This window comes from Lactobacillus sp. XV31L (assembly GCF_059900865.1).
The window spans coordinates 1-397 of the sequence record NZ_JBWXGC010000040.1 but is presented as its reverse complement, the minus strand read 5'-3'; the positions used below and the strand labels follow the sequence as shown (position 1 = coordinate 397).

At 47.1% G+C, this 397-nt stretch carries 1 protein-coding gene; it reads left to right on the top strand.

Features of this window, described 5'->3' with window-relative positions:
• On the top strand, positions 1-227 hold a 227-nt coding region (locus AC2JF7_RS09080; RefSeq protein WP_500728366.1), incomplete at its 5' end, for a hypothetical protein.
• Between the last annotated feature and the right edge of the window lie 170 nt (positions 228-397).

The window sequence follows — 397 nt, the reverse complement described above, 5'->3', positions numbered from 1 at the left end:
ACAGTACGCTGAGCGAGTTAAAGAGCTCCATGCAGACAGTAACCATCTCAGTCCAATCATTGCAGACAGCCATGGAAAAACTCGAGAAATCCGTAACCGACGAATCCGACGAACTTTTTTCTATACACCACATTTCTGGCGTATTAACACAGACGCAGACGACGTTAGAACAAACGCAAGCCACCTTCGAGGCGTACTTAGCGAAGCTCAAGCCATTAGTGGGGTAGTGCTTGAGATGCTAAAGGCAATGTTTAAAAGAATGTTTGAGGGGGTTCGTGATCAGTTAGTGGGGCATGCAAAGGCAGGGCGTTTAACGGTTGCAACGCCTGATAGCAGTCATGTCCAAACAGTAACACCGGATCAAGCCGAAGCGTATGTACACCAAACGCCTTATAAT